Origin of the sequence: Helcococcus ovis, from assembly GCF_004524775.2 — a bacterium.
Taxonomy (GTDB): domain Bacteria; phylum Bacillota; class Clostridia; order Tissierellales; family Peptoniphilaceae; genus Helcococcus; species Helcococcus ovis.
Map to the genome: position 1 here is coordinate 261,274 of NZ_CP119081.1, position 25,314 is coordinate 286,587.

At 28.1% G+C, this 25,314-nt stretch carries 22 protein-coding genes; 21 read left to right on the forward strand and 1 reads right to left on the reverse strand.

Going from position 1 to position 25,314, the window contains the following annotated elements:
• The first annotated feature begins 982 nt into the window (after positions 1 to 982).
• Genes EQF90_RS01225 through EQF90_RS01290 form a run of 14 tightly spaced genes read left to right on the forward strand, consistent with a single transcriptional unit; the run spans position 983 to position 16,485 of the window.
• A complete protein-coding gene (locus EQF90_RS01225) occupies positions 983 to 1,939 on the forward strand; it encodes a DUF2232 domain-containing protein (protein WP_134711440.1) in 957 nt (318 codons plus the stop codon).
• On the forward strand, positions 1,936 to 3,918 hold the full coding sequence (locus EQF90_RS01230) for a DHH family phosphoesterase (protein ID WP_134711441.1): 1,983 nt from the start codon (positions 1,936 to 1,938) through the stop codon (positions 3,916 to 3,918). The genes EQF90_RS01225 and EQF90_RS01230 overlap by 4 nt, the downstream gene beginning before the upstream one ends.
• The gene (gene rplI / locus EQF90_RS01235) at positions 3,918 to 4,361 is read left to right on the forward strand and encodes a 50S ribosomal protein L9 (RefSeq protein WP_134711442.1); all 444 of its coding nucleotides are present in this window, start codon (positions 3,918 to 3,920) and stop codon (positions 4,359 to 4,361) included. The genes EQF90_RS01230 and rplI overlap by 1 nt, the downstream gene beginning before the upstream one ends.
• 12 nt (positions 4,362 to 4,373) lie before the next feature.
• Complete coding sequence (gene dnaB, locus EQF90_RS01240; RefSeq protein ID WP_134711443.1) at positions 4,374 to 5,705, forward strand: replicative DNA helicase; 1,332 nt, start codon at positions 4,374 to 4,376, stop codon at positions 5,703 to 5,705.
• The gene (locus EQF90_RS01245) at positions 5,698 to 6,276 is read left to right on the forward strand and encodes a GNAT family N-acetyltransferase (protein ID WP_167554095.1); all 579 of its coding nucleotides are present in this window, start codon (positions 5,698 to 5,700) and stop codon (positions 6,274 to 6,276) included. The genes dnaB and EQF90_RS01245 overlap by 8 nt, the downstream gene beginning before the upstream one ends.
• On the forward strand, positions 6,260 to 7,090 hold the full coding sequence (locus tag EQF90_RS01250; RefSeq protein ID WP_134711445.1) for a DnaD domain protein: 831 nt from the start codon (positions 6,260 to 6,262) through the stop codon (positions 7,088 to 7,090). Before EQF90_RS01245 ends, EQF90_RS01250 begins: the two co-directional genes overlap by 17 nt.
• Positions 7,091 to 7,092: 2 nt before the next feature.
• Positions 7,093 to 8,043: an ATP-binding protein gene (locus tag EQF90_RS01255; RefSeq protein ID WP_134711446.1), complete on the forward strand. Its 951-nt coding sequence runs from the start codon at positions 7,093 to 7,095 to the stop codon at positions 8,041 to 8,043.
• Positions 8,040 to 8,699 carry an NAD(P)H-hydrate epimerase gene (locus EQF90_RS01260; protein WP_134711447.1) on the forward strand — a complete coding sequence of 220 codons (660 nt, stop codon included), beginning with the start codon at positions 8,040 to 8,042 and terminating at the stop codon, positions 8,697 to 8,699. Before EQF90_RS01255 ends, EQF90_RS01260 begins: the two co-directional genes overlap by 4 nt.
• Positions 8,686 to 9,957, forward strand: a complete 1,272-nt coding sequence (gene serS, locus EQF90_RS01265; RefSeq protein WP_134711448.1) for a serine--tRNA ligase — start codon at positions 8,686 to 8,688, stop codon at positions 9,955 to 9,957. Before EQF90_RS01260 ends, serS begins: the two co-directional genes overlap by 14 nt.
• Before the next feature lie 8 nt (positions 9,958 to 9,965).
• Positions 9,966 to 11,036, forward strand: a complete 1,071-nt coding sequence (locus tag EQF90_RS01270) for an undecaprenyldiphospho-muramoylpentapeptide beta-N-acetylglucosaminyltransferase (protein ID WP_134711449.1) — start codon at positions 9,966 to 9,968, stop codon at positions 11,034 to 11,036.
• 19 nt (positions 11,037 to 11,055) lie between these two features.
• Positions 11,056 to 12,129: a pyridoxal-phosphate-dependent aminotransferase family protein gene (locus EQF90_RS01275; protein ID WP_134711450.1), complete on the forward strand. Its 1,074-nt coding sequence runs from the start codon at positions 11,056 to 11,058 to the stop codon at positions 12,127 to 12,129.
• Between the two features lie 9 nt (positions 12,130 to 12,138).
• The gene (locus EQF90_RS01280; RefSeq protein WP_134711451.1) at positions 12,139 to 13,479 is read left to right on the forward strand and encodes an adenylyltransferase/cytidyltransferase family protein; all 1,341 of its coding nucleotides are present in this window, start codon (positions 12,139 to 12,141) and stop codon (positions 13,477 to 13,479) included.
• Positions 13,480 to 13,498: 19 nt separating this feature from the next.
• Complete coding sequence (locus tag EQF90_RS01285; protein WP_134711452.1) at positions 13,499 to 15,031, forward strand: lipopolysaccharide biosynthesis protein; 1,533 nt, start codon at positions 13,499 to 13,501, stop codon at positions 15,029 to 15,031.
• A gap of 17 nt (positions 15,032 to 15,048) precedes the next feature.
• Positions 15,049 to 16,485, forward strand: coding sequence for an O-antigen ligase family protein (locus EQF90_RS01290; protein ID WP_134711453.1), 1,437 nt, complete (start codon positions 15,049 to 15,051; stop codon positions 16,483 to 16,485).
• An 89-nt stretch (positions 16,486 to 16,574) separates the two neighbouring features.
• Here the strand turns inward: EQF90_RS01290 and EQF90_RS01295 are convergent, their stop codons facing one another.
• Entirely contained in the window at positions 16,575 to 17,399 is an 825-nt protein-coding gene (locus EQF90_RS01295; RefSeq protein WP_134711454.1) for a LicD family protein, read from the reverse strand.
• A 150-nt stretch (positions 17,400 to 17,549) separates the two neighbouring features.
• Here EQF90_RS01295 and EQF90_RS01300 point away from each other — a divergent pair, with 150 nt between their 5' ends.
• The 7 genes from EQF90_RS01300 to EQF90_RS01335 all read left to right on the forward strand — a co-directional run bounded on the left by EQF90_RS01300 (position 17,550) and on the right by EQF90_RS01335 (position 25,313).
• The gene (locus tag EQF90_RS01300) at positions 17,550 to 18,425 is read left to right on the forward strand and encodes a LicD family protein (RefSeq protein ID WP_134711455.1); all 876 of its coding nucleotides are present in this window, start codon (positions 17,550 to 17,552) and stop codon (positions 18,423 to 18,425) included.
• Positions 18,419 to 19,375 carry a LicD family protein gene (locus EQF90_RS01305; protein ID WP_134711456.1) on the forward strand — a complete coding sequence of 319 codons (957 nt, stop codon included), beginning with the start codon at positions 18,419 to 18,421 and terminating at the stop codon, positions 19,373 to 19,375. Before EQF90_RS01300 ends, EQF90_RS01305 begins: the two co-directional genes overlap by 7 nt.
• An 8-nt stretch (positions 19,376 to 19,383) precedes the next feature.
• Positions 19,384 to 20,379, forward strand: coding sequence for a Stealth CR1 domain-containing protein (locus EQF90_RS01310; RefSeq protein ID WP_134711457.1), 996 nt, complete (start codon positions 19,384 to 19,386; stop codon positions 20,377 to 20,379).
• 30 nt (positions 20,380 to 20,409) lie between these two features.
• On the forward strand, positions 20,410 to 21,696 hold the full coding sequence (locus tag EQF90_RS08345) for a hypothetical protein (RefSeq protein WP_407933645.1): 1,287 nt from the start codon (positions 20,410 to 20,412) through the stop codon (positions 21,694 to 21,696).
• A gap of 555 nt (positions 21,697 to 22,251) precedes the next feature.
• Positions 22,252 to 22,749, forward strand: a complete 498-nt coding sequence (locus EQF90_RS01325) for a reverse transcriptase domain-containing protein (protein ID WP_209021389.1) — start codon at positions 22,252 to 22,254, stop codon at positions 22,747 to 22,749.
• Positions 22,750 to 22,884: 135 nt separating this feature from the next.
• The gene (locus EQF90_RS01330) at positions 22,885 to 23,391 is read left to right on the forward strand and encodes a group II intron maturase-specific domain-containing protein (RefSeq protein ID WP_369333466.1); all 507 of its coding nucleotides are present in this window, start codon (positions 22,885 to 22,887) and stop codon (positions 23,389 to 23,391) included.
• Between the two features lie 257 nt (positions 23,392 to 23,648).
• Positions 23,649 to 25,313: a GH25 family lysozyme gene (locus EQF90_RS01335; RefSeq protein ID WP_134710187.1), complete on the forward strand. Its 1,665-nt coding sequence runs from the start codon at positions 23,649 to 23,651 to the stop codon at positions 25,311 to 25,313.
• Position 25,314 lies beyond the last annotated feature (1 nt).

Consider the following 25,314-nt stretch of genomic DNA (forward strand, 5'->3'; position numbering starts at 1 on the left):
TTTATTTAATCATTTTTTGTACATTCTTATATTAGCATTAATATTGTTACATTTATTTTATAATTAAAAGCAGACGGATTTCTAAATTTTCTAAGTTTTGTCCGTAAAATTTTGAATCTTTTGAAGAAAATAGCAGACAAAAAGCCTTTATTCGCCATTTTTGTTCGTAAATTTTAAGTAGGAATGTGAATTACTTCGATAAAAGCAGATGAAATCAATTAAATCGGATATTTTATCCGTAAATTTATCCGAGAAAAGCAGATGAAAGTGTTAAAAATAGAGATTTCATCCGTAAAATATTCAAAATAGGGGTGAAATTTTTTAGTAATGTATTTTTAAGTGCAATATTTATATATATTTTCTTTCAGATATTTTTGCAACTTTAAAATTGTGTACGAAGTCAAATAAAACGTCAGAACTATAGGCATTATTTAAAAACTTAAATTGTAAAAGTTTTGTAAGTAAAACATCAAGATAACAAATTAGAAAATGTCCAATGATAGTATCTTTTTTTTTGTAAATAAACGGATCTAGCATCAAGTTGAGACTTCATTATATGAAAAGATACTTCTATTCTCCAAAGTATATGGTAAGCCTCATATACATCTTTTTCAATCATAGACAGTTCAGAAGTAATAATAAGATTGTAACCAGCTAGTTCCAAAGATTTTTTGATTAGTTTTTCATTCATAGTTACTTTAATTTTGCCATCTGTTTCATTTCATTTTTTATCAGTTTCTTAAGTTTTTTAAAATTTAAAAAATCTAGTAAATATACTAGCTTAAAGTATGTGATATATTAATTTAATTAAAAAAATCATGGTGCTAAATCATAAATACGGGAACTGTCAAATTCCTTTATATAATATTACAAATTATTCTAGTTATAGATGTGAAAATATATGAATTAGGTTAAGTTATACACTATAATTGTTTTTTTAGCCTTAAAAATGATATAATAATAGTTATAGAATGGAGAAAATATGATAAAAAATAAAAGATTTGAGAGTGCTTTGGATATTTTAATGACAAGTGTTATTTCACTAATGATTATCTATTTTTTAGGTGTATCTGGGATATCTAATTTATTTTTGTTTGTTCCATTTATAATACTATTGATTAGATATGATATTAAGAAATTTTTAATTTCATTTTTAATTACTATAGTAGGAATGTATTTCATGACGGGTATTTTAAGCACTATGATTTTTGGAACTCTTATATTAATTATGAGTTTTGTTATTTCAAATTTAATAAAAAAACAATGCAAAATAGAAAAAATAGTTAAGATTTCTACATTTGTATATATCGGATGTATTATTTTAACATTTTCAACACTTTATTTTGTTTTTAAGGTTAACATGATTACGGATATTAAAAATTCTATGGAAAACATTGTAAAATATATGGAAGAATCTTTGAAGAGTGATATAAATTTTTCGAGTAATTCAATTGATTTGTATATTCAAACCTTGAAAAGTGCAACAAATTATTTTATAAGTATTATTCCTGGATTTTTGGTAGTTTTTGCAATATTAATCGCATTTTTTAATAAAGTTTTTAGTCTTAAATTATTGAAAAAAATAGGATATGAAATAAAGCAAAATACTAAATTGAATAATTTTAGATTAGGAAATGAATTTAGAGCATTTGCAACAGCTGTAGCAATAGGCTATTTAATTTCGCTTGTATTTAAAATAAAAAATATAGATTTAGTAATGAAAAATATATCATTTGTATTGATATTTTTATTATTTGGAAATGGTATATTAACGTCAAACTTTTTATTGGAAAGAAAATTTAATCTTATAGTTGCTTATATAATCGTTATATTTGTATTTGTATTTTTACAAGGATATATGATATTTGCCTTTATAGGATTGATGGATTTAATAGTAAATTTAAGGATGATATTTAATTTAAGAGAGAGTATAAAATGAGTAATAATTTTTTTGATAAAAAATATTTAAATATATGGATTAATCCAATAATTGTATTTATTATTACAGTAATTTTATTGGTTCTAAATATATACTTTGGAATAATTGGTATACTTGCAACTTTCATTGTATCTGCTGTAGCTTACGACACTTACAAGAAGAAAGATAAAGAAATTAAAGATTATATTGATAAATTGGAAATTTCGTTTGAAGGATTTACAAAAAGTGCAATATTTACAATGCCTTTTCCAATTGCGATATTAAATTATAATCATGAATTGGTATGGTATAATTCTAGATTTAAGGAACTTATAGGTGAAAAATCTTCATTAATTCAAATGAAAATGTATAATCTTATACCTGAAATTAATATTGAAAAATTAGATAGTAGAAATTTTTATAGTATGGATATAGTATATGGATTTAGAAACTATAATGTACAGTTCAACTATACAAATCATGATGGAAATAGTCCGATGACTTTATTATATTTTATTGATATTACTGAAAAAGAGGAAACATTAAAAAAATATGAAGATCAAAAAATCGTTTTGATGAATATAAGACTTGATAACTACGAAGAACTTTCACAAAATACATCGAGTGAAAAACGACCAATTATTTTTGCTGAAATAGATAGTAAGATAACTTCATATTTCCATAAATATGGTAGTTATATTAAAAAGAACGACAATGGCAAATATACAGCGGTTGTTCAAAATAAAGAATATAATCAAATGACACGAGAAAAGTTTACTTTTGTTGAAGATGTTAGAAATGTAAATACCGGTGCATCTATGGCACCGACCCTTTCAATTGGTGTTGGTAAAAATGAAGATTCTCCAAGAGCTATTGAAAAATCTGCAAACTCTGCATTAGATATTGCTTTAGGTAGAGGCGGAGATCAGATTGTTATAAAATCTAAAGATAAATTAGATTACTTTGGTGGGAAAAATCAAGCTACTGAAAAACGTACAAAAGTTAAAGCTAGAGTAGTCGCACATGCGTTGATGCAATTAATTGATAAATCTACAGATATTTATATATCAGGGCATAAAAATCCTGATATGGATTCATTTGGTTCAGCATTAGGTTTGTGGCATGTTGCAACTAAAAGAAATAAGATAGCATATATTGTTTTATCAGAGATAACTCCTGCAATAAGAAATTTATATGATTATGCAGTAGAAGAAATAGAAGGTTTGAAAGAACATATTATTGTTCCTGATGAAGCATTTGAAAAAATAAAAGAATCATCACTAGTGATAGTGACAGATAATCATAGAAAAGCATCAATCGAGGAACCTCGTATGCTTGAAAAGACAAAATCAGTAGTAATAATCGATCATCACAGAAGAGGTAGTGATTATATAGATAATGCTATATTGAATTATATTGAACCTTATGCATCATCAGCATCAGAACTAGTTACAGAAATGCTGATATATATGGATGAAAAAATAGAAATCGATAAAATAATTGCAAATGCTCTGTTTGCAGGTATAGTAGTTGATACAAAGAGTTTTAATCAACAAACAGGAGTAAGGACATTTGAAGCAGCTGTTGTATTAAAAGATAATGGGGCAGATTTAGGTATTGTAAATAAACTTATGAGTGAAGATTTACAAATTTTGAAATATAGATCGGAAATAATATTAAATTCTGAAATATACAAAGATAAATATATTTTTGGTGAATTTAATTATGATTTTGAGGAATCAACACTTATAGCATCTCAAGCTGCAGATGAAATGATGAATATTGGGAATATACAGGCATCATTTGTGTTTACTCTCTCAAAAGGGAGAGTTCATATTTCTGCAAGATCTTATGGAGATGTATCTGTACAACTTATTATGGAAAAATTGAATGGGGGTGGACATAGAACAATGGCTGCTACTCAAATAGATTCAACAATAGAAGAAGCAAAAGAATTGCTTAAAAAAGCAATTTCTGAATATGAACAGGAGGAAGATTAATGAAAGTTATATTAAAAGCGGATGTTAAAGGTTTAGGGAAAGAAGGCGAATTAGTAAATGCAAAGACAGGTTATGCAAGAAACTTTTTATTTCCAAATAAATTAGCAGTAGAAGCAACAAAAGAAAATAAAAAAGCATGGGAAGAAGAACTAAGAATTAGAAAAGAAGAGTTTGAAGCCAATAAAGCTGAAGCTGAAAAATTAAAAGAAAAGTTGGAATCATTATCAGTGGTTGTAAAGAAAAAATCAGGAAATGATGGAAGATTATTTGGTTCTGTTACATCAGGAGATATTGCTAAAGCTTTAGAAGAAAAAGGCATAGAAATAGACAAAAAGAAAGTAGAATTAAGTGATAATCTAAAAATAGCTGGAAACTACGTAGTTAAAGTTAGAGTTTTCCCGGAAATGTTAGCAGATCTAAAAGTAGAAGTTAAACCGGAATAATTGGAGTAATATATGGAATCAAATTACGCACCAAGTGATATAAAGACAGAAAAAGCCATTTTAGGGCTTGTAATAGTTCATAATGATTTGGTGAATTTATTATTAGAAAAAATTAAGAGAGACGATTTTTATGACCTAAGAAATTCTGTAATTTACGATGCCATATCTGAATTAAGTTTTGAAAATTCTCCAATAGACTTTAATATGATAAATGATAAGTTAAGTTCTAAAGGGACACTTGCAGATGTTGGAGATGAAACATATGTTATGACCTTACTTGATAGCACATATTATAGGGCTAATTATGATTCATATTTAAATATTGTAAAAGAAAAGTCTATGCTTAGAAAATTGTTAACATTTGGAGATGATGTAATTAATAAAGTTCATACAACTAAAAATTCATCAGAAGAACTAATAGGGGAATTTTCAGAAAAACTGTTTAAGTTAAGTAGTTTTGATAATAATGAAGGACTTGTAAAACTTGAACATACAATGGAAGAAGCATTTAATCATATATTAGAAATGTCTCAAAATGATGGTGATATCACAGGAGTTACTACAGGATTTAGAGATTTAAATAGACAATTATCAGGCTTACAAAATTCCGATATGATATTATTAGCTGCAAGACCATCTGTAGGAAAGACGGCCTTAGGAATTCATATGGCACTTAATGCAGCTTTAGCAGGAAAAAAAGTGGCGGTATTTTCACTTGAAATGAGTAGAAGACAAATATTTCAAAGAATTTTATCAATTATAACAAATGTTGAATTGCAACACATAATTTCAGGTAAAATTCCGGAAGAGGATTGGCAATTATTATATGAAAAATCAAATATAATACCAAGTATTGATATGTACGTTGATGACACTGCAAGCATATCATTAACAGAACTTAGGGCAAAATCAAAACGTATGAAACAAGAACATGGTATTGACTTGATACTTATAGACTACCTTCAACTAATGACTACAGATATAGGTAGAAATGAAAATAGACAACAGGAAATTTCAAATATTTCAAGAGGATTAAAGGCGTTAGCTAAAGAATTAAATATCCCGGTATTAGCTCTTTCACAATTATCAAGAAAATCTGAAGAAAGAACTAATAAACGACCTATGTTATCAGATTTAAGAGAGTCTGGGGCTATCGAGCAAGATGCTGACGTTGTAATGATGCTATATCGTGATGATTATTATAATGAAGATTCTGAAGAGCAAAATACAATTGAAGTAATAATAGGAAAACATAGAAATGGTCCTACTGGTACCGTTAAATTATACTTTAAGAAAGAAAATACTAAGTTTTATGACTTTGAGCATATGCAAGAAAATGAATAAGGAATATTATTTAAGACCATTAAAAAAAGAAGATGGCATATTATTAAGACAATGGACAGATCATGATGATCCGCTTTTTGTTGGATATAATTATAGTGATTTATCTGATAAAGAATTGGATATTTGGTTTAAGATGAAACAAGGCAGAAACAATGCATTATATTTTTCAATATTTAATATTGAAGGCAAATTAATAGGCTATATTGGGATAAAGGAAATAAATAAAGTATTAAAAATAGCTAAATTAGGTATCGTTTTAGATTCTAAGTTTATGTCTAAAGGTATAGGTTCTAAAGTGCTTCAGCAATTTTTAAATTTTTATTTTGAAAAATTAAAAATGAGAAGATTAGATTTAGAAGTAAATGCATGGAATACAAGGGCTATAAATTTATATAAAAAGTTTAATTTCAAGATGCATTCCTCAGAATATATAAAATTTGAAAATCAAGTTATTGATATTGAAGAAGAAAAATATGAAGGTTATTTTGAAAGAAAAAATGGAATTATATTTACTAAAATATATGAAATGAGATTGAAAAGGCAGGAGTATTTAGATGAGATTAGAGATTGAGCAAAATATTATCGACTTAGGTACTACACCAATTGAAAATATGTTTATAAATACTTATTTGTCTTTTGCAAATGATGTACAAATAAAAGTGTATTTATACGCATTATCTGTTGCGTATTGTGAAAAACAGGAAATTTCAAATGCTAATATTGCAGTAGAAATGAAACTTACAGAGGGACAAGTAGTAGATGCTTGGCAATATTGGATTGACCAAGGATTGGTAGAACAAAGTGGAGACAAGTATATATTTAAGTCTGTTCGAACCCAATATTTACAGTCAATGTATGGAACAAATGACCATAAGGGGAATTCATTTTCCAAGAGCCCATTTGAAAAAGAACAAATGCAAAAAGAAGAGATTTACAATAATTCCCCTGAATCTATTGAAAGTAGAGAACTTATTGAAAATATAGAAGAATTTATATCTCAAGGACAAGATATACCTAGAAAATTGAATCCTAGAGAAATTAAGAAAGTACTAGGAACAATGAATGATTTTGGAGTAAGCTGCGATTTCATATCATATGCGTATATGATGGCATCTAATATTCGGGGTGTAAAAGCAGTAGATCAAATAATGGCAACAATCAGAAATTGGATGATTGATGGTGCTACAAATATAGAAAAGCTTGAAAAATATCTTGAACAAAAAGAAAATAAAGAAAAAGAAAATAAAGCTGAAATCAAAAATAATAAATCTCAAGCTAAAAAGGTTTCACTTGCAGATAAAGATGACAGGATGAGCAAAGAAGAGAGACTAAAATTTGTTCAAGAAAAAATGAAAAAGAAACTTCCAACTAGAAGAAGGAAATAACTATGAAAACAGTTCAAGAAATATTAGAAGATAGAAGAAGGCAAAATGAAATTAATTTGGAAAATAGAATTAATGAAATTAAACAAAAAGTGCCTAGAATTATTGAAATTTCAAATGAAATAAAAATAAAAAATATCGAAAGAATAAATAATTTAATTTCAAAAAAATCATGTGAAGATATTTCTATAGAAATTTCAAAATTAATTTCTGAGAAAAAGCATTTAATGAAAGAAAATAATATTCCTGAAGATTATTTAGATATGAAATACCATTGTGAAATTTGTCATGATACAGGAATTGACGGGACTCATACTTGTGAGTGTAGAAAAAAACTAGAAATTCAGAAGTTATATAAAGATAGTGAAATTGAAGAGATTATAAAAGAAGAAAATTTTCAAAATTTTAATTTGGAACTGTTTAGAAAAGATCGACAAATTAATGAAAATCTAAGTCCATATGAAAATATGAAAGATTTAAGAGAACAGTTTTATGATTATGCAATTAATTTTAGCAGAGATTCTGTAAATTTGTTTTTATTTGGACCTGTTGGCACAGGTAAAACCTTTATGATTAATAGTATTGCAAAAGAAGTGTTAGATAGAAACTTTTCAGTAGTGTATCTTTCGGAATCAGATCTTGTTAATTTAATTTTAGAATATAAATTTGCATTTTCAAATCAAAAATCAGATCTTTTGCCAAGAATAAATTCAATATATAATTGTGATTTACTCATAATTGATGATTTAGGTTCAAATAATATTAATGATAATACAAAATCAGCGGTTTTTGAGGTTTTAAATAAAAGAATTGTAAAAAAACTTCCGGTAATAATATCATCTAATTTGGACACGGAAGATGTTAGGTCTGAATATGACACGAGAATTTATTCACGTATTGTGGGAGAATTTTATCAAAAATATTTTTACGGAAATGATGTAAGGATAAAACAATGAATTATATCTTAAGGGATGAATTTAATAGATTAAAAAAATACAATATTGAAGAACTTGGTATAAAACCTGAAATTATCATTGAAAATCAAGCTTTAAAAGTAATAAAAAATATTGATTTAGATAGAAGAAAAACTTTTGGTATACTTTGTGGGCTTACAAACAATGGTGCAATCGGATTAGCTATTGCTAGAAATTTGTTTGCACTTGGAAAACAAGTTGAAATTTATATTATCGATAATAAAGAAGGTGTAGATGAGGATTTTGAATATCAATTTAGTTTGATAAAGAAATTAAATATAAAAATAAATGATCTTGAAACTTTAGAAGAATTACAGAGTTTATCGAGTGATTTAAATAGAGTTAATACTATAATAGATGCAGTTACAGGATTAGAATATAAATTTATGTTTAATGGTACAACAGAATACATTATCGACACTATAAACAAAGCAAGGATTTACACTATTTCAGTAGATATTCCATCAGGATTGGATTCTGATGATGAAAATTCAAATCTGAAATGTATAGATTCAGATATCGTTGTTACATTTCATAAATTAAAAAAAGGATTAAATAAAAAACATAGAATTAATAATATAGAAATTTTTGTAGAAAATATCGGATTATTTGAGAGAGGTAAAAATGTTAGATATTAAGCTTATTAGAAAAGAAAAAGATAAAGTTATCGAAGGATTAAAAAAGAGAAATGGAGAATTTCCAATTCAAGAAATTATTGATCTTGATGAAGAAAGAAGAGCTTTGATTACCGAAGTAGAAGCTAAAAAAGCAGAACAAAATCAAGTTTCTAAATCAATTCCTCAATTGAAAAAAGAAGGAAAAGATGTTTCTTCAATTTTTGCTAAAATGAAAAAATTATCAGCAGAAGTGAAAGAAATGGATGAAAAAGTGAGAAATTTAGATTTTGAAATTAGAAATAAATTACTTTACATACCAAATATTCCAAGTGAAGATGTTCCTTTAGGAAAAGATGATAGTGATAATGTTGAAATTAGAAAATTTGGAGAACCTAGAAAATTTGATTTTGAACCAAAGGCTCATTGGGATTTGGGTGTAAATTTAGATATTTTGGATTTTGAAAGAGCTGCAAAAATAACGGGAGCTAGATTTTCAATATTTAAGGGCTTAGGAGCAAGATTAGAAAGATCTATAGCTGCATTTATGCTTGCAACACATACTGAAGAATCAGGCTATACAGAATTATCTGTGCCATATATGGTTAATAGAGATTCAATGATAGGTACAGGACAGTTGCCAAAATTTGAAGAAGATGCATTTTATTTACCAAGTAAAGATTTCTTTTTAGTACCGACAGCAGAAGTGCCTGTTACAAATTATAGAAGAGAAGAAATATTGTCATATGAAGAATTGCCAATTAAATATACAGCATATACTCCTTGCTTTAGACAAGAGGCCGGATCAGCAGGAAGAGATACAAGAGGATTAATAAGAAATCACCAATTTGACAAGGTTGAATTAGTGAAATTAGCAAAACCTGAAGATTCTTATGAAGAATTAGAAAAATTAACATCAGATGCTGAAAAAATTCTACAATTATTGAATATTCCATATAGAGTAGTTATGTTATCATCAGGAGATTTAGGATTTTCATCAGCTAAGACATATGATATTGAGGTTTGGATGCCATCATATGGCAGATATGTTGAAATTTCATCGTGTTCAAATTTTGAAGATTTTCAAGCCAGAAGAGCAAACTTGAGATATAGAGATGAAGAAGGAAAAGTTCAATTTGTTCACACATTAAATGGTTCTGGATTAGCAGTAGGAAGAACATTTGCAGCAATTTTAGAAAACTATCAAAATGAGGATGGTTCAATTACTATTCCGGAAATTTTGAGACCATATTTAAATAATAAAGAAAAAATATCAAAATAGGAAATAATATGTATAATGATAAAATAGTGCTTACTGGAGGGGGGACAACAGGACACGTTTCAGTAAATTTAGCACTTATACCGTTATTAAAAAAAGAAGGGTGGGATATTTACTATATCGGATCTAGAAATGGGATCGAAAGAGATTTAATAAAAGATATTGAAGGGGTAAAGTATATTCCAATTTCCACGGGAAAATTAAGAAGATTTTTATCGTTTAAAAATTTTTTAGATGTTTTTAAGGTTATGTGGGGAATATTACAATCTATAGTTATAATATTTAAGATTAAACCATCTGTAATTTTTTCAAAGGGAGGATTTGTTTCTGTGCCTGTTATTGTTGGAGGATGGGTTAATAGAGTACCTTCAATTGCTCATGAATCAGATTTAACACCTGGATTAGCAAATAAATTAGTTCAACCATTTGTAAAAACTATATTTACTACATTTCCGGAAACTGAAAAATATATAAAGTCTGGAAAAGGAAAATTTTTAGGACCTGTAATTAGAGATGGACTAAAAAATGGAAATAAAGTTTTAGCTAAAAAGAGGTTAAATATTAATAATGATAAGCCAACATTATTAGCCATGGGGGGATCTTTAGGTGCTGAATTTATAAATAAAACAATTGTAGATAACCTAGATTATCTAACATCAAAATATAATGTTATCCATGCAACAGGAAAAGATGGATATAATCCATCAATTCAACATGAAGGGTATTATCAATTTGAATATATTAAAGAAAATTTAAAAGATATATTTGATTTATCGGATATTGTTATTTCAAGATCTGGTTCAAATGCAATTTTTGAATTTTTATACTATCAAATTCCTATGATTTTGATTCCTCTACCAATGACTCAATCAAGAGGAGACCAGATTGATAACGCCAAATCATTTGAAAAAAATGGATTTGCTAAAATGATTTTGGAAGAAGATTCAACTAGTGAGAAATTATTAAATTTAATTGACGAAACATATACAAATAGAATAGAATATATTTTTAATATGAAAAATTTTAAATTTGATGATAATGTATTGAAAATATATGATAAATTAAAAGAATTAAAAAAATAAAATTATGGAAGGAAAAATTATGATTAACTTTACAGTTGGTCCAGTCCAATCTTCGAAGGCTGTTAGAAAGATTGGTGCTGAACAAGTGCCTTATTTCAGAACTCAAGAATTTTCAGATGTAATGTTAGAAAATGAAAGATTAATAAAGGAATTTGCAAATGCAAGTGATGACTCCAAGGTGGTATTTTTAACAGGATCAGGAACTGCATCAATGGAAGCTACAGTAATGAATACTTTATCGAAAGAAGATAAAGTTTTAATAGTAAATGGTGGTAGTTTTGGACAGAGATTTGTAGATATATGTCAAATACATGAAATACCTCATGATATTATTAAATTAGAAGCGGGAAAAGCCTTAAAACAAAAACATTTGGAAAAATATGAAAATGCCGGTATTACAGCATTTTTAGTTAATGTACATGAAACTTCAACAGGTGTTCATTATGATATGGAATTAATTAGTGAATTTTGTAAGAGAAATAATATATTTTTAATTGTTGATGCAATAAGTTCATTTTTAGCTGATAATTTTGAAATGTCAAAATGGAATGTTGATGTTATGATTACGGGTTCCCAAAAAGCATTGGCGTGCCCTCCGGGAATTTCAATTATTCTTCTATCACAAAGAGCTGTAGATAGAGTAAATGATTCAAAAGTTAAAACATTATATTTTAATCTGAAATCAGCTTTAGAAAATGCAAAAAGGGGTCAAACTCCATTTACGCCAGCAGTAGGTATACTTTTACAAATTAATCAAAGGTTGAAAGAAATTGAACAATCTGGTGGACAAGTTTCTGAACAAGAAAAAATTGAAAAGCAAGCAAGAGATTTTAGGGATAGAATTAAAGATTTCCCATTTGAAATAGTATCAGAGTCTTTATCTAATGCAGTTACTCCTTTAAGAGCATTGACAGCTTCAGCATATGACATTTTTTTAATTTTAAAGGATGAATACGGCATATGGGTAACTCCAAATGGAGGAGAATTAAGAGAAAAAGTATTTAGAGTTGGACATATTGGAGAATTAACAGTAGATGATAATACTAAGCTTATAGAAGCTTTTGAAGATTTAAAAGCTAGAAACATTATTTAGGGGAATATGATGAAAAAGGTTATAACTTATGGAACATACGATTTGCTTCATTATGGACATATAAGATTATTAGAAAGAGCAAAGGCTTTAGGAGATTATTTGATTGTAGGTGTTACAGCTGATAATTTTGATATGACTAGAGGTAAAATCAATGTTCAACAATCTCTAATTGAAAGAATAGAATCTGTTAGAGAAACTGGTATAGCTGATGAAATTATTGTTGAAGAATATGAAGGACAAAAAATAGATGATATCATAAAATATGACGTCGATATATTTACTGTTGGTTCAGATTGGAAGGGATATTTTGATTATTTAAATGAATATTGTGAAGTTGTTTATTTAGATAGAACACAAGGTATTTCAAGTTCTGAATTAAGAACTGAAACAAGAAAAATTAGATTGGGAATTGTTGGAGATTCTTTATTCTTAAATAAGATAGAAACGGAGAGTAAATTTGTAAATGGGATAGAAGTAAATTCCATATTTACAAAAAATATTGATAATCTATCAGATGATATAAAAAGGTTACCTTATATAATTAGTGAAAATTATGATGAATTTTTAAATAATGTTGATGCAGTATATATAAGATCTAAACCTGAATTTCATTATAAACATATAAAAGATGCTATATTGGCTAAAAAATCTGTTTTATGCGAGTCGCCAATGACATTGAAAATTGATGAGTGGGAAGAATTAAACAGTTTAGCAAATGAAAATAAAGTTGTATTGATGAACTCCATTAAGACAGCATACTCCACAGCATATTCGAGATTACTACTTTTATTAAAAGGTGGTAAAATTGGAAAAATAATGTCAGTTGATTCAAATTGTACAAGACTTGAGGATGTTTTTGATTTTGATTATTATAATAAAAACTGGAATAATATTTATGAATGGGGGCCAACAGCTTTATTGCCAATATTTCAGATATTAGGTACAAACTATAAATCAAAAAATATGATAGCTCATTACATAGATAAAGAAAATAAATTTGATGATTTTGTAAAAATTGATTTTATTTATGACAATGCAGTAGCATCTATGAAAATAGGCTCCGGAGTTAAGACAGAAGGATATTTAGTTATATCAGGGACAAAAGGATATGCTTATGTACCGGCACCATGGTGGAAAACAGATTATTTTGAATTAAGATATGAAAAAATTGAAGAAAATAAGAGATATTTTTATCAGTTAGATGGAGAAGGAATCAGATATGCATTAGTTGCATTTGTTAAATCCATAGAGTCTGGGCGTGTATTATCTAAAATTACACCAGATGTTTCTAAAGGAATTATTAAGTGTATGGAAGAATTCTCAGATTCTAGAAATGTAATTAAAATTTGAGAAATTTAAGGAATAATTAATGAGTAGAACAAAAAATGTATTAAGAAATAGTGCTTGGGGAATAATATATAGATTAGTTACAATGGTTGGACCATTTTTAATAAAAACTATAATAATTCATCAACTGGGTATCCAATATAATGGACTAAATGGATTATTTACATCTATTTTAACTGTTTTGAATTTAACTAATTTAGGATTTTCTTCTTCATTAGTTTATATGATGTATAAAGCAGTAGCAGATGATGATAAAGAAGCATTATCTGCAATGCTAAATTATTTTAAAAAAGTTCATAGGATAGTGGGAAGTATTATTTTAATTATGGGATTGGCATTATTGCCTTTCTTAAATTTATTTGTTAAAGGTGAGGTTCCAAGTGATTTAAATCTTCACATATTATTTGTAATATTTTTATTAGAAGTTGTGTTTGATTATATACTATTTTCATATAATACTTCTTTATTTACAGCATATCAGAGAGAAGATATTACATTAAAGATTCAAACTGTAAGATATATTTTTCAATATATAATACAAGCTTTAATTTTAGTGGTGTTTAAAAATTATTATTTATATGCTATATTTTTACCTATAATGGTAATTTTAAATAGCATAGGTTATCAAATAAAAGCTAGAAAAGAATATCCTGATATTATATGTAGAGGCTTATTGTCTGCAAGAGATAAACAACAAGTTTATCAAAAGGTATTTACCTTATTTGGGCATAACTTGGGAAATACATTTTTAGTAAGCGTAGATAGTATTATTATTTCGGCTTATTTAGGATTAACATCATTGTCAATTTATAGTAATTATAATTATGTGCAGACTGCTGTAAATGGATTAATTCAAGTTTTTTCGGGTGGTAGTTTATCAGCAATAGGAAATAAACTTATAACCGATACAAGAGAATCAAATTATAAATTCTTTTTAATAATGCACTATATATGGTTGGGGCTGGTAGGAATTTCAACAGCGTTTATGTTATGTTTATTTCAACCATTTATAGTAGTTTGGGCAGGACAAAAGTATTTGTTGACAAATTTTGAAATGTATTTTGTAGTTTTATATTTTTATGCGTGGGTGTTTAGAGTTATGACTTTAACATATAGAAATGCAGCCGGACTATGGACTAAAGATTGGTTAAAGCCATATATTGGAATGATAATTAATGTTGTAGGCAGTATCTGGATGATACAAGCAACTCAAAGTATAATAGGTGTACTTGTACCGACTATATTTGTTTTTTTCTTCATATATTTTCCATGGGAAGCGTATGTTGTTATAAAATACAAATTTAATACGAAAGGAATTGAGTTTTTTAGTAAGATTGTTTATTTGATTTTTGTTACATTAATTGGATGTTTATTATCTTATTATATTTCAATTAATTTATTTTACGTAAATAATTTTAGATCTTTTGTATTGAGATTTTTTATTGTTTTATTGGTTTTTCCTATTATTTGGATTTTAACAACATTTAGGATGAGTGAATTTAAGTATATTATACAGAGGATAATGATTTTTGTAAAAAGTAAATTATTAAAATAAGGAGTTAGTTTTTGTTTATGAAATTTATATCAGATTTTTATTTTATGATAGATAGTTTATATTATAAAATTTCGAGTGTGTTTTCAAAGAATAATTTAAGAAGAATGTCATATTTGGGAGCATTTTTATTATCATTGCAGTTTATATTGAATAATATGAGCTTTTTGTGGTTGTTTACAGAGGGCATAGGTATTTTAAATAAATCCGTAGGATTTATTTGGGAATTTACGTTTTCAATATTTTTTATATTAATGTTTTTAATTTTATTTAAGGAAAAAAATGAAAAAGTTGAAATAAAATTAAAAAATTTTAATTTTTGGATAGTGTTACCTTTGACAATTTTTTCTATTTTTTGGACATTGTCTTCATTTACAGCAGGTTTTGGTAGACTTAAATTGACACTTATTATTATATTTTTAATTAATCCTGTAATTTTTAGATTAAGTAATCTTAACGAATTTAAAAATATAGTAAATAGATTTATTTATTCAAATATGATTTTGGCATTTGTTTATTACTTGTTATCAATTATATGGATGCCATATGCAGGAATAAGATACCATGCATTATCTTTTAATCCAGCAGCTGTTGCTGTATTGTCATTAAATTTTATAATTTGTGCATTATACTTAAGTTATATTTCAGATAAGTTTTTAGTTAAATTATATTCGAATTTTATTGTAGGTATTTCTATAGCCATGATTCTATTGACAGAAACTAGGACGATAATAGTTGTTTTAGCGGTGTTATTATTCTTTTACTATACATATATAATTATGGTTAAAGGTAAAAAACAAATTTTAAAACAAATAATAAATATTTTATATGTATTATTTATTACGTTAATGTTTGTATTATTTATGAATAAAGTAAATTCAATTGATACATATAGAAGTAAATCAGATTTTAAAAATAATTTTTATTATAAAGCTATAACTATTCTTAATAAGAAGAAAGTTCCTTTATTTTATAAGGCAGATAAAGAGGAAGAAAAGAAGACGAATGTTTTTAAATTGTTTGATAGATTTAGCATAGAAGATGAAAAAAAAGAAAAAGAAGATGTTAATGGTATTTTGAGTGGAAGATTAAAAATTTGGAAAGATTATATAAAAAGACTTGGAGTATTGGGTCAAAGAGAGTTGGATAGAGATTATAAGAGACAAAATAATATTCCGGTTCATGCACATAATATATACTTACAGCTATCATATGACGCAGGTATTATTGCAGGATTATCAATACTTATTTTGAGTATATATTTATCGATTAAAACTGTGATAATTTACTTTTCTAGAAATGATGATAAATTAGGACTTTTATTGGGATTAACAACAATTTCTTATGTATTGAGAGGATTAGTTGAAGCAAGTTATTCTCCACTTTATTATAATATAGGATTTATATTATTAATTGCCATAATGCCTTTTATGGTTAAATTAAATAAGGATAAATAAAAGCGAAACATAATTAAATGAACTGGCCAGAAATTTATGTTTAAATACAAATTTTTAGCAGGTCAGTTCATTTAAGAGTGTTTCGCTTTTTAATAATTTTTTTCAAAGTTTATTAATTTTACACTATGAGTCTCTCTTTTTTCAACAGGAGGAATCTCCATATATTCTCCATAATAGGTTTTTAAGTGTTCATCATAATTATTGGGAACTGGAAATTCATAGTCTTCAAATTTTAATGTTTTTGTTGGGAAAATATTATTTTCATAAAAATAGTATGGATCATTAAAACTTAAACAAGCTAATTTTTTATTATTATATGATTCATTAGCATACTTTGTAAATTCATTATTAATTTTTTCATCAAAAATTTTTGCAGGTATAAACATAAATAAGATTCTTGCTAATTTCTTTTTTAGCCACCCTATTATAAAAGATGAAGAAAAAGTAGGTTTTTTATTTACTGTTGGAACATATTTTCTAATACCTTGTCTATTAAGTTTTATGCATTTTTCAACGTATTTTTCAGTATTTTCTAATGGTAATGTGTCAAATATGAAAACATCTACATATATTCCATGATGCATATTTAATCCTCTAAATGCCCATTCAACGAATGATGTATTATTTTTTCTTACTTTTGCATAAAAAAGAGGATATTTTTTATCTGTGTTTTTAGTTTGTAGAAAATATTCATTTCCAAAATCTTTTTGAGCAACTTTTAAAAATTTTTCATAATCTTCCCTTAACATTGCAATATCAATGTCATCATCCCATGGGATAAATCCTTTATGTCTTACGGCTCCTAAAAGAGTACCGGAATCAATCCAATATTTTATATTGTGTTTTTTACACACTTCATCTATCTTTTTTAATATTTCTAGTTCAATTTTTTGAAGTTTTGTCATTTTATGCATAATTAAGCCCTCTTTATAATATGTTATATAGATTATTATAGTTTACATATAATTCAATATCAATAATAAATATATACTAATCATTAATTTTACAACATTTTTTCAATTTGATATAATTGTAAGTATATTAATAATAGAAAGTGTAAGGATATGGATATAAATAACGAATATGGAATAAAAGATATTCAAGAGAAATTATTAGAAATTTTAAGATATTTTGATAAATTTTGTAAGGAAAATAATTTAAAATATGTATTAGCAGGAGGGACCCTTTTAGGAGCAGTTAGAAATAAGGGGATTATTCCTTGGGATGATGATTTAGATGTATTTATGTTAAGAGAAGATTATGAAAGGTTAATTAAAATTTGGGATGAAAAAGCTGACACGAAAAATTATTCATGCTTAAGATCAAATGATAAGTATAATATACATCATGCAGCTACGGAAATTAAAGACAACAATACTACATTTATCAATAATCATAGCAAAGATTTAGATATAAATCACGGATTAATGATAGATGTTATTCCTTTGGATAATATACCTTCAAGCAAATTTAAGAGGATATATCAAAAAATCAATGCGTTCATATTTTCATGTTATAATTTTCAACGATTACCTAATCATAAAAGTAAATTGATTTATTATATGACATATATTGCATTGAAGCTTGTTCCATCATTTAAGTTGAAATATAAAATATGGAAAAAAGCTGAGGACAATATGATAAGAGCTGGAAAAATAAATGATGGTATGATAGCGTCGATTATTGAAGGACCTACTATTATGAATCAAATTTTTCCAAGGGATTGGGTTGAGAATCCTGAATATTTAGAATTTGAAGACATGGTGGTGCCTGTTCCTAGGGATTATCATTCTTGGTTAGAGATGTCTTACGGTGAATATATGATTCCACCTAAAAAAGAAGATAGGGTTTTGAGACATGATATATTTTTTTATGATATGAACACGCCATATAAAAAATATAGGGGGATTAAATACTTTACTAAGGGGGAAAAATGTTAAAAAAAATAAAAAACGCTTTTTCAACAAGAAAAGCACTTCAAGTGAGTCCTCCAACAGATATTGTTAGAGAACTTTCTGATGATGAACTAAAACAGTTACAAAATTGTTTTTTAGAAATCTTAAAGGATATAGATAAGGTATGTGAGGAAAATAATATAACTTATATGGCTGCAGGCGGGACAGCATTGGGAGCTATAAGACATGATGGTTTTATTCCTTGGGATGATGATGTGGACATATTGATGCCTACTTCTGATTTGAAAAGATTTTTAAGGATATTTGATGAAAAATTAGGAGATAAATATGAAATAACCTCTCCAAATTCTAAATATCAAATTGAAAGTATGATTACAGCTGTTTATAAAAAAAATACATTAAAGGCATCATTTGGGGCGTATAATACACCATTTCCAAAGGGTGTACATATAGATATTTTTCCAATAGTTACAGTTCCGGAAAATGGATTTATAAGAAGAATTAAAGGAATTACTTCTTTATTTTTACAGTATATTGCTGTTTCATCAATATTTTATAAATATAGAAGTGAAGAAAAAAAGAAATTTTTTTATCAAACATCAGCTGGAAAATTTAATTACAGACTAAGAATTCTAATAGGATTTTTATTTTCATTTAGAAAATATGAAAAATGGGCTAATTTATATGATAATTTTGTAAAAGGTCCAAGAAAATCAAATTTATGGGCTGTTCCAACAGATATAGGACATTATTTTGGACATATTATGCCAAAAGATGTATATTATCCTCCGGTAAAAATGAAATTTGAGGATATGATGATAAATGTACCTCATAATATTGATGAATATTTAAAAAATCAATATGGAGATTATATGATAATTCCTCCTGTTGAAGATAGAGAAAAACATTATTCGGTTGGTTTTAGTTTAAATGTTGAAGAAGATTTGAAAAAGGGAAAAGATATTTATAGTTAGGAGAAAATATGGAATATCCAATAGATATTGTAATACCATGGGTTAATGGATCTGATGAGGAATGGCTAAAAGAAAAGAGAAAATATACACCTCTAAAATCTTCAGATAATAATATTGCGAGATATAGAGAATGGGAAACTTTTAGATATGTTTTTAGAGGCATAGAAAAGAATATGCCATGGGTTAGAAAGATACATTTTTTAACTTGGGGGCACACTCCAAAATGGCTTAACGTAAATCATCCAAAATTAAACATTGTAAATCATAAAAAATTTATACCAAATGAATATTTACCTATGTATAGTGCAAATGTAATAGAGGTTAATTTACATAGAATTCCAGGTTTGAGTGAGCACTTTATATATTTTAATGATGATGTTTATCCGATAAAAAGTTTAGAAAGAGAAGACTTTTTTATAAATGGATTGCCATGTGATACAGCAGTTTTGGGAGCTGTAAAAAATGATAGTCAGGAAAATTTTATGCCTTATATAATGTTAAATTGTTTAGGGGTTATAAATGATTATTTTAATCAAAGAGATGTAATTAAAGGTAAATTAAGTAATTGGTTTAATGCTAAGTATGGAAAATATAATCTTAATAATTTATATTTGTTGCCATGGAGTAATTTTTTAGGATTTAGAAATTTTCATACAGCCCATAGTTTCTTAAAGTCTACTTTTGAAGAATTGTGGGAAGAGATACCGGATGCATTGGAAAATACATGTAAAAACAGATTTAGAGATAAGATGGATTTTAATCAATATATATTTAGATATTGGCAATTAGCTAAAAATCAGTTTGTTCCCAAAAAACCGGATTCATCTTATGTAAATGTCGGAAAAGTGTCAAGAAATGATTTAGAAGATATAATATTAGGTAAAAAATACAAAATAGCATGTATAAATGACGATCCAGGAGATTTTGATTTAGATAAAAAAAATAAAGAGTTAGAAGAATTGTTAATTAAATTATTTCCAAAAAAATCTAAATTTGAAATATAAAAAATTTAATAATTGAAAGAGGAGAAGAAAATGAAAAATAAAATGAAAAATATGTTGTTTATTATAAGTTTGATAGTTACAATCGTATTATTAAGTAATGTATCACAAGCTCATCCCGGGAAATTAGATAGTAATAATGGACATTATTGTCGGACAAACTGTGAACGTTGGGGGTTAAAATATGGAGAATATCATAAGCATACAAAAGATGGAGGTTATTATAATTCTAAAGGTCAACGTTTTACTAAAGATGGGAAATTAGTTAATTCTGAATTAATTAAAAATTCATGGAGTAAAGTAGGAGAAAGCTGGTATTATCTTAATGAAAATGGAGAAAAAGTTACAGGTTGGGAAAAAGTATCAGGAAAATGGTATTACTTAAAATCAACAGGAGAAATGGCAACAGGTTGGGAAGAAGTATCAGGAAAATGGTATTACCTAAAATCAACAGGAGAAATGGCAACAGGTTGGGAAGAAGTATCAGGAAAATGGTATTACCTAAAATCAACAGGAGAAATGGCAACAGGTTGGGAAGAAGTATCAGGAAAATGGTATTACCTAAAATCAACAGGAGAAATGGCAACAGGTTGGGAAGAAGTATCAGGAAAATGGTATTACCTAAAATCAACAGGAGAAATGGCAACAGGCTGGGAAAAAGTATCAGGAAAATGGTATTACCTAAAATCAACAGGAGAAATGGCAACAGGCTGGGAAAAAGTATCAGGAAAATGGTATTACCTAAAATCAACAGGAGAAATGGCAACAGGTTGGGAAGAGGTATCAGGTTATTGGTATTTTTTAGATAGAACAAATGGAGATATGAAAACTGGTATATTTTATGCTGATGGTAAAAAATACCAAGCAGATTCATCAGGTAGATATTTGAGAGTTGAAGAATCAAAAACTCCAGCACCAGGAAATCAAACACCAACAATTACTTTTGGAGATATTACTTGGGACTTAGTAAGAACACGTACTCAAGCTGAATTAGACAACCTAGAAGTAGGACTTGGTGTCAGCACAAACATTGAAGGTAAGGTACACGGAGATGGCAGAGTAATTATGGGAGGCAATCACGTAGGCACTTGGGTAGGAACATTCCATGATGGTATTAATAGCATTAAAATTAAAGATACTAGAGGCGAAACCAGAACTTATGTATTAATAGACCAAAAAATTAACAGACCAGTTGATGAAATTTATGACATAGGCTGGGACATAGTAAAAAAAGGTGGAGACTTAGTGATTATAATAACTTGTATGCCAGATTCTTATGATGGTCAAAGAGAAGCTCTTTGGGTTTACAAAATGCAGTAAGAAAAATATTAAACAGTATGTTGGAAGACATACTGTTTTTTTGGTATGACGGGCATGCCGTCAGTCTGTGGTGAAAGTCCACAAGAGGTGTAGTTGCCGACGAACTCCATAGTGATTCCCAAGGTTTGCATCGTGAGGTGTAGGCGAGAAGAAGGGATAGCAAAATCGTAGCCTGACGAACAGAAACCTAATAATAAGGCTTGCATAGCGGGTAAGCGAGCCATGAGTCGTGAAGCCCTAAAGGCAAACGTAACCTATGCAAGTAGATTAGGCAGGTAGACGAGGAAAGACTGAAGACTTATCCCGTGAGGTCTCACAGACGGTCATTAGCAGTAGTAACAACTAACTGTGAGAAGTCAGCCGAAGCCATAGTAGTGATGAAGTTTCTGTAATGGAAACGTAGCGAAAGGCTGAACAATTCAAAGAGTCAACTTGACTTGCCAAAGTAACCGCTCATACCCGACTAGAATGGAAGTAGCAAAGACGTAATGGAGCGAACATTCATAAGAGATAGGGAAAGAGAGTGGAAAGCATAACGAAGAAAGGAGAAAATCCATGTCGCAATTGATGGATAAAATACTCAGTAGGGACAATATGCTAAAAGCCCTTGTAAAGGTTAAAGCAAATAAGGGGGCAGGAGGAATTGATGGAATCTCAACAGAGGAAATTGACCTATACCTAAAAGAAAGCTGGGTAAAAATCCTAGACAAAATCCGAACAAGAAGGTACAAGCCTAAACCGGTGAAAAGGGTAGAAATACCAAAGCCAGATGGAGGAGTGCAAAATTTGGGAATACCAACAGTGGTAGACCGTGTCATAGAACAGGCTATTGCACAAGTAATTACACCAATAGCAGAAGCACAATTCAGTGAATATAGCTATGGATTTAGACCTAATCGTAGAGCACAACAGGCAATCGTAAAACTGCTTGAATATTTCAATGATGGATACACATACATTGTGGATATTGACCTAGAGAAGTTTTTCGATAATGTACCACAGGACAAGCTTATGACGCTTATTCACAAGCTCATAAACGATTCTGATACATAATCTATCATAAGGAAATACCTTAATGCAGGAGTGATGATTGAGGGAAGATATGAGGATACTAACAAGGGAACGCCACAGGGCGGAAACCTATCGCCATTGCTAAGCAACATTATCCTAAACGAACTTGACAATTAGATTGAAGCAAGGAGACTTCATTTCGTTAGATATGCAGATGACTGTGTCATAGCAGTAGGAAGCAGTGCTGCTGCCAATAGAGTAATGAGCATTATGACGAAATGGATAGAGAAAAAGCTAGGACTTAAAGTGAATATGACTAAGTCAAAAGTAACGAAACCTAGCAAGCTTAAATATCTTGGGTTTTGGTTTTGGAAGAGTAAAGATGGCTGGAAAGCCAGACCGCACCAAGACTCTGTGAGAAGGTTTGAAAGGGAGCTTAAACAACTTACAAGTAGAAGTTGGTCAGTAAGTATGGATTACAGGATAGAAAAGTTTAATCAGGTAACTAGGGGATGGATAAACTATTTTAGGATAGGTAGTATGAAAACAGCCATGACAAGAATAGATGAACACCTAATGACACGAATGAGGATAGTCATATGGAAACAATGGAAGAAGTCTGCCAAAAGATATTGGGGACTTCGTAAGCTAGGAGTACCAGAGTGGATGGCAAAGAAATCCTAGTAAAGCGAGGACTTCTAAGTTGCTTGGATTATTATTTGAATTGAACCGCCGTATGCCGAACGGCACATACGGTGGTGTGAGAGGGGCTACGAGTTAGTCCCTACTTGATTTTTTATTAAATTTTTGTAATTTAAAGGCTATTTTTTATTTTGCAACAGCCCCTTTTTTTATTTTTATTTTTACTAAAATGTAATTTATTTGTAACTTTTTCAAAAAAATGGTATAATATTTAAGAATAAAGTTTATAGGAGTATATAATGTGTTTAATAAATAGGGTAAAGAATATTATATTTTTATTATTAATATTTACTGTTTCATCTCTAATGCTTTTAGTAACTGATAATATTGTTAGTGCTTCAACTGATAATTTTGTTAAGGATGATACTGGAAATATAAAATATATATTAGAAGGACAAATTCAGTATAATTGGAAATACATAGATGGAAGTTGGTATTATTTTGACTCCGATACCGGAAACATGAAATATGGTTGGCAAAAAATATCAGATAAATGGTATTATTTAGATGAAGAAAGTGGTCAAATGCATACTTCTTGGTCGAAAATAAATGATGATTGGTATTTTTTAGATAGAGAAAATGGAGATATGAAGACCGGCTGGAAAAAAATAAATAATAAATGGTACTTTTTAGATAGAAAAAATGGAGATATGAAGACCGGTTGGGAAAAAATAAATAATAAATGGTACTTTTTAGATAGAGAAAATGGAGATATGAAGACCGGTTGGGAAAAAGTCGATGGTAAATGGTATTTTTTAGACAGAAAAGACGGGGATATGAAGACCGGTTGGAAAGAAATAGATGATAAATGGTACTTTTTAGACAGAGAAAATGGAGACATGAAAACCGGATGGCTTAATTTAGGAAGCAAACAATATTATTTGGATCCAATAAATGGGGATATGAAATCCGGAACTTTCTTAGTAGAAGGTGTTAAATATAGTACTACATCTAATGGAAATATAATTTTTGAGGATATTAAAGAAATTGGAAATCAAAAATTATCTATTAATGAAATGATAGCAATATTCAAAAATAATAAAACTAAAATAGAAGCTGTAGACATTTCTGAATGGAATGGGGATTCCATTTATTGGGATGAATTAAAATCTAAGGGTATAAAAGCTGTTATTGTAAGAGGTGGATATAGCACAGATGAAGATAGAAATGCAAGAAGAAATATAAGAGAAGCATTGCAAAAGGGATTTAATGTTGGAGCATACTGGGCAATGTATCCTTTAAATAAGGAAGAAGCGAGAAAAGAAGCGGAAGCATTTAATAATTTAATGAAAGAATTTAAGGGACGCATAGAACTTCCATTATTTGCTGATTTTGAGTATTTTAGTGATAATTATGCAAATGGAAAAGGTGTAACATTTACTAGAGAAACACGTACAGATGTTGTTGTTGAATTTTTGGAAACTTTAAAAAATTATGGTTGGTATGTTGGAAACTATACAAATGTTGATTATGCAGAAAATTATTTTGATTATACAAGATTAGAAAAATATGATATTTGGTTAGCAGACTGGAGAACAGAACCCTCTAGAAAGTGGTTGGAAAAATCAGGAATGCATCAATATTCTTCAAGTGGGGAAGCTGTTGGTAACGGTTCAAAAACAACAGATATGAATCATATATTTTATGACTACCCATCTATTATTAAAAATTTAGGATTTAATGGATTTATAGCAACATATAAATTGCCAAAATTACCTGAAAAAATTGAAAAACCTATAGATGATGTTAAAAGAAAAATTGTTAAAAAGTCAATAGATACTATTGCAAGAGAAGTTTTGGATGGTAAATGGGGATATGGAGATGATAGAAAAAACAGACTTGAAGAAGCCGGTTACAACTATTATGATGTTCAAAAGAGAGTTAATGAAATTTTAGGATATTAGT